Source organism: Citrobacter sp. MGH105, from assembly GCF_001037485.2.
GTDB lineage: Bacteria > Pseudomonadota > Gammaproteobacteria > Enterobacterales > Enterobacteriaceae > Citrobacter > Citrobacter portucalensis.
In genome coordinates, this window is sequence record NZ_CP073052.1 from 1 (window position 1) to 4,724 (window position 4,724).

Annotated in this window: 5 protein-coding genes and 1 pseudogene; 2 read left to right on the top strand and 4 right to left on the bottom strand. The window is 34.0% G+C overall.

Annotated features, from left to right (window positions below; genetic code table 11):
* A pseudogene (locus SK35_RS26755) lies at positions 1-778 on the top strand (MobA/MobL family protein); the annotation flags it as partial.
* A gap of 24 nt (positions 779-802) precedes the next feature.
* Here SK35_RS26755 and SK35_RS26760 read toward each other — a convergent pair.
* The 4 genes from SK35_RS26760 to SK35_RS26775 all read right to left on the bottom strand — a co-directional run bounded on the left by SK35_RS26760 (position 803) and on the right by SK35_RS26775 (position 3,963).
* On the bottom strand, positions 803-949 hold the full coding sequence (locus tag SK35_RS26760; protein WP_156174812.1) for a hypothetical protein: 147 nt from the start codon (positions 947-949) through the stop codon (positions 803-805).
* Positions 949-2,394, bottom strand: a complete 1,446-nt coding sequence (locus tag SK35_RS26765) for a protein rep (protein WP_053071046.1) — start codon at positions 2,392-2,394, stop codon at positions 949-951. Before SK35_RS26765 ends, SK35_RS26760 begins: the two co-directional genes overlap by 1 nt.
* 739 nt (positions 2,395-3,133) lie before the next feature.
* Positions 3,134-3,424: a hypothetical protein gene (locus tag SK35_RS26770; RefSeq protein WP_048216456.1), complete on the bottom strand. Its 291-nt coding sequence runs from the start codon at positions 3,422-3,424 to the stop codon at positions 3,134-3,136.
* Complete coding sequence (locus tag SK35_RS26775) at positions 3,421-3,963, bottom strand: hypothetical protein (RefSeq protein ID WP_048216457.1); 543 nt, start codon at positions 3,961-3,963, stop codon at positions 3,421-3,423. Before SK35_RS26775 ends, SK35_RS26770 begins: the two co-directional genes overlap by 4 nt.
* 261 nt (positions 3,964-4,224) lie before the next feature.
* Here SK35_RS26775 and SK35_RS26780 point away from each other — a divergent pair.
* The coding region (locus SK35_RS26780; protein WP_215268668.1) for a MobA/MobL family protein at positions 4,225-4,724 on the top strand (500 nt) is incomplete at its 3' end.

Consider the following 4,724-nt stretch of genomic DNA (forward strand, 5'->3'; position numbering starts at 1 on the left):
GAGGGAATTATGGGCAAAAGTGGCTAACGAACATTTATTAAAGGCTGGGCATGATATAACCATTAGCCATTTAACATTAAAAGAACAAATGAAAGAAGCACTGGAGGAAATGGACAAAACAACCGACCTGGAGGAAAAAATAAAACTTGCTTCTAAGGCTATCGAATTAAATAGACCAGCAATGAAAACTATCAGCAAGAAGGACTGGGGCGATCCCAAATTTCAGGAAATAAGAAAACAGGAACAGGAGGCAAAAAAACAAATATTAAAAAAGGCTAAAAATTTTAGAATTAAAAACACCAGAGAATTAAGAGAAATACAAAAAGAATTAGATAAAAAATTTAGACCGTCAAAAATATATAAATCAATTTCCGAGGCAATTAGAAATTTAAATAATAAAATCACCGACTCAAAATTAAATAATATCCTAAATGACAAATTAGATAAACTAACAAAAGCCATTATATCAATACCAGAAAATAGAAAAATAAAGAGGGAGAAAAAAATAAGAGAGAAAGAATTAGAGGAAGAAAAAAGAATATTTAGAGAAACTCACAAAATGGATGAGTTTGGGAATATTTATAATATAGAGGACGATAAAAAATGGAATAAGGAAAATAATAAACTTATTAAACAGCAAACAGCCAGTAATAAAGCAAAAGCCGAAGAAGAAAGAGAGAAGAAAAAATTAGAGGACGAGGCTAACAGACTGGCTGAAAAAAATAATATTTCACCTAACGACTTTAAGCAAAAGAAAAAGAAAGGGTTAGGTATATAGGGCTATATACTACAATATACTATACTACTCTTTCTTTAAAATTGTGATCCTTGCTGGCTCAATATTTCCTTTTGAAATTTCAACGGCTTCACGAACCGAAGCCATTAGCATTTTAAAGAATTTACTCTTTTTATTACGATTTCTTTTTTTAGGCTTCTGTTTCTTTTTCATTACCACACCTCAAACATATCAGCAAAATCATTAATTTCCACTATCTCAATAGTAGGTTTTTCAATTTCAAATGTTGCCCAAAGCGATCCCCATTCGTCATAATACAGACCTTTTTCTTCTTTAAGATAACCAACCCTTTTTAAACTTTCAATAGTATTATTAATTCGCTTTTTCCTGTCTTCCTGAATTAATAATAATCTACCTATTTTAGACTCGATCAACATATTATCTTCATTAAATAACTTATCTTCTAATTTAGATATTTCCCTTTTAGTGTCATTATAGAACTTAATATAATCACTATATATAGTTAAATATAATTGCTGGAAATTATAGGCTTTTGCTTCCAATGCCTCTAATAAATAACCCTCATTATCTTTTTTATTTTCGAGTTTATAATCACCCTTTTTAAATATGACTTTATTAACCTGATAATTTTGTCCCAATCTTTCCTCTATTTTTGCTTTTTCGATTTCATAATCAAATGGATCTTTTTTAATTTCACTTAAATATTTTTTAAAAATTCCGACGGGTGTTATCATTCGACAACCTTTTATTTGCTTATCAAATTCAAAAAACCAATCGTCATTTTTTCCCTTTTTATGGTCTAAAATATCACTACCTTTGACGGAATATTTTAGAACATAATTTATAATCGCTTCACCCGAATTTTTAATATTCTTGTTTGTGATTTCAATTTTCTTTTCTTTATCCATAGCTCTTACAACGTCCACGATTGGGAACCCACGAGGATAGTCGATTGGATTATACGGATACCCTGCCCTATCACACTCATAAGCCAGGCAATCCCCCCAATCTTTCCCCCAATCTTCTTGATTTACATAGTATTTTTTACCGTAATTCCCTTTTACCATTAACAAAAAATGAAAGTGGGGATGGCATTCGTCTGCCCCAGATTTTCCCCTTGTGATCTCCGTCGAACGGATACCGCCAAGAATAAAATTTTTATATTTTTTCATTTTAAAAAGTCTATTTGCTGCTTTATTCATTACCGATAAAACGACCCTTAAATCTGTTATTTTTGGGTTTTTAATCGTGAATGTCGCAAATAAATATTTTGCATTTGGATAGTTTTCTTCCAGTTTTGGAAAAATAGCCTCATTTTTTTTCTGCCAGATATAAGCCTTAATTCTTTGGCATTCCTGGCAATGGCGACCTTTGCAACGGTGAGTATATAAGGTTTGAGCCTGTCCGTTAACTGTGGCGATATAACGAAAAGAAGAACACTTTAAAGACCTTTCAGCCCTTTTAGTTAATGTCTCGTCTTGTAGATCTTCGCCTTTGTCTTTCATAGACAAAGCAATATTAAAGGTCTCTTTTTTTCTTTCTGTTATTCGTTCACCGTTTACACTGGCAAACTCTTTTAGATTATCCGGTCTATTGACAGACCTACTTTTATTAATTAGACTTGTCCCTGTAAACATATTAAGAAATACCCCGTATTGTATGAATCTAGACAATTCCAACTTTACGGGGTTTTTTCTTTTTGTCAAATCAGTCAAGCACTTATCAGATCTACCTCCAAAACTTCCCCCACCGCCAAAAGTCGATACCGTCCCATTTTTTCCGTGTTTTTATGCCGTTACGGTTAGACCCGTCCCATTTTTCACACCAAAAAACCGGTGTTCTAAATGTTCCGTCCCAAATCTTCCGTTTGTCGGATAGTTTTAAAAGGTGTCGTCCCATTTTTTGGGGTGTTTTCTGGCGATCTTGAAGGTGCTGTCCCATATCTGGGGAATTGATTATTTTTTGTTCTAAAATTCTTTAGCAAAAAGTGCTATTTACCCCCCTTGAAAACTGCTAAAAAAATGGGGTTAAAGCCAGTAATGACGGGGCTTTCAGGGGAGTTTTAGAGGCTAAGTTTTGCCTCCATTTGTTTCTTACTAAACAAGGGGAGGGGTCGCCTTCGGCAACCTCAAACCAAACCCCTAAAACCAAAGGCAACCCCTACCGGGGCAATGGTATAGGTATATAACTTAGTTATGCAATCCTGGACGAATGAACAACATTTAAAGACGGCTTAACAGGTAGAAGGCTCACTTTGTTCACCTTCTACCTTTGCCAAGTGTGTATTGATTGGAGAGCCGTACAAGTACAAAATCGGAACCCTTAAAAGGGAACCCCCGATTTTCTCCTTGACGGTTTAACATTGGAGGGAAAATTCTATTTTTTCTTTAAAAGATCTAAACCTGCTTTTTTATATAACTCTACATTTTTAGGGTTTGCATTTTCACTTGTAGCAAAGTAAACAGCACCAAGCACCAAAGCAAGATCAACTTCCCGAACGTCGCACCCCATAACTTTTAAAATATCACCTGCAAAAGTATATTTTAAATGATCCGTTTCTCTTTTCTTAACAGTGTAATCTTTTCTTTTCTGCTTGTTTATCTTTGCTTTAACACTATTAAGCTGGGCTTCTAAATATGCTTTTCTTTGTTCTGGTGTTCTCCTCATAATCTCCCCCTCTTTTTATTTTTACTTGAAGCCATAATTTTATTAAGTTCCTCTTTTTCTAATCTAACCCTTTTTAAACCCTCAAAATAATCAATTAAATCACCAAACCCTTTATAATCATAACCGTCAGCCTTTAAACATTTAATAGCCTTTAAAACATTATCTTCAATATCTACCCAACAAATTCGAGTAAACATTTTTTCTATTTTTTCTATGTTTTTAGTATCGTCAACCAAAATAAAAAGCAAAAAATCCATATATCTTTTTTTAGTTATTTTCTTCTCAAATCTATCTATAAACTCGTCTAACAATAAATCTTTATCAGTCCTATATATAAAAGTTAAAATTCCTTTACCGGTTGCCATTGGTCTATTAATGCTGAGTTTTCCTTTTCCCATACTTTTAAAACACAACTCAACGAGTCTTTTATACTCTTCTTCTTCGAAGCCTTCTTTTTTCTCCTTGTATGAACTCAAATCAAAAAAAGGTTTAAATAGTTCCTTTGTTTTATCTGATACTGTTATTTTCCTCCTTACCATAAAAACCTCCATTATATTTAGATTAATTAATAACCATATACCTCCACAATTTACTTTAGTCAAATTTATGTTATATCTAAAATAAGGAAAAGCATTTTTGCCGTTCTGAAAGTTTTTTATTTTGAGTTTACGAAAAAGAAAAATTACTTGAAGCCCTTCTCCGCATTGCTAACGCAACGCCAGGGTTTTTCCCCGTAAACGGGAAAAAAGAAAAGCAAAAACCAAACCCAAAAAAAAATAGAAAAGTGGAGGTTTTACAATATGGCTATATATTATTTTGATGTTTCCAGTGTGAGTAGAAACTCAGGCAAAAAATCGGCTTCGTCTGTTGCTGCTTCTGCATACCAGAACAGAGCCAGATATACAGACGAACGAACCGGCACAACCTACGATTACACCAAAAAAGGGGGTTTATACTACTCTGGCATTTTAGCCCCGGAGAATGCCCCTGAGAGTCTCACAGCTTCACCGTTGACCCTATGGAACACCATAGAGGCCATTGAGAAGAGGAAGGATGCCAGGCTTGCCAAAGACTTCAAAATCTCCCTATTGGTAGAACTAACCCCAGAACAGAACAAAGCCTTGATTTTAGACTTTGCACAACAGGCTTTCGTATCAAAGGGAATGATTGTAGATCTGGCTATACACGATATCGACACCCAACCACATAGCCATATAAAAACAACTACCAGAGAATTAACACCGGAGGGATTTGGTGGAAAAGTTAGAGAATGGGATAAAATGGATCATATTATGGAGTG

Coding starts and splice junctions, on each gene's coding strand:
- SK35_RS26770 (WP_048216456.1), bottom strand. CDS start 3,424: ATGAGGAGAACACCAGAACAAAGAAAAGCATATTTAGAAGCCCAGCTT.
- SK35_RS26775 (WP_048216457.1), bottom strand. CDS start 3,963: ATGGTAAGGAGGAAAATAACAGTATCAGATAAAACAAAGGAACTATTT.
- SK35_RS26765 (WP_053071046.1), bottom strand. CDS start 2,394: ATGTTTACAGGGACAAGTCTAATTAATAAAAGTAGGTCTGTCAATAGA.
- SK35_RS26760 (WP_156174812.1), bottom strand. CDS start 949: ATGAAAAAGAAACAGAAGCCTAAAAAAAGAAATCGTAATAAAAAGAGT.